Annotated in this window: 1 protein-coding gene and 1 rRNA gene; both read right to left on the bottom strand. The window is 65.4% G+C overall.

The features are described 5' to 3' along the window. A partial coding sequence (locus tag ACYVAN_RS00010; RefSeq protein ID WP_460954169.1) for a hypothetical protein occupies positions 1–354 on the bottom strand: 354 nt, incomplete at its 3' end. Between the two features lie 405 nt (positions 355–759). Next, positions 760–878, bottom strand: a 5S ribosomal RNA gene (gene rrf / locus ACYVAN_RS00005). Positions 879–910: the final 32 nt, after the last annotated feature.

The following is a 910-nucleotide window of genomic DNA, read 5'->3' as shown; positions in this document are numbered from 1 at the left end:
TCTCGAAACGCGGCTTATCCCGACGCTCCTCCGGCTTCCGGTTCTCGAAACGCGGCTTATCCCGATTCCCGCTCTGCCCACGATCATCACGCTGCGGTCGACCACCGTCATTGCGACGATCGTTACCACGATCGCGGCGTTGGTCATCACCCTGACGTCCGCCGGGCTTCTGCCTGTTCTGATCGCCACGACCGTGGTCGCGCCGATTGCTCTGGTCACCCGAGCCCGAGTCACGGCGCGGACCGCCGCGGTCGTCGCGGTAGCCTCCGGACCGACGGTCCTTCTCCGGTCGTGCGTCACGGTCACGACCGGCTCCGCTGTTCTGATCACGGCGTGGGCCACCCCGAGCGCCACCGCTGCCAGCGGGGCCCCCCTTGCCGCGGGACCCACCAGGCCCCCACGAAGCCCCACGGCCGGAGCCGGCTCCTCGACGAAAGCCGCCGTTCTTGTCTTCGGAACCGGACACCGGTCTCCTCCTGAAACACTGTGAAAATGACTGACCACCAGCGTAGACCCTTCGTTGGGCCGTGCGGTGAAGGGCGTGGTGCCCGGTTTGGAATGTTCGGCTGCCCGCCGGACGTTTGGTGGGGGTTTCCCCCTGAGTGCTCCTTGCCAGGTGATGCTCCGGGCACTGAGACACGGGCCGAGACAGCCCCGCGACACGCACCCCGAACACAGCACGCGGCGACAACAGAGCAACAAAAAGAGGGTGGACGAGGCCATAGATATGGTCTCGTCCACCCTTCTTTTTTATGTGAAGGTCGGCGGTGTCCTACTCTCCCACACCCTGTCGAGTGCAGTACCATCGGCGCTGGAGGGCTTAGCTTCCGGGTTCGGAATGGAGACCGGGCGTTTCCCACTCCGCTATCGCCACCGACACAATCAACCCACCACCCCCAGTGGGGGCGTG

The organism is Parasphingorhabdus pacifica (genome assembly GCF_054779195.1).
The sequence above is the reverse complement of the archived record's forward strand: the minus strand, read 5'-3'. Positions and strand labels throughout refer to the sequence as shown.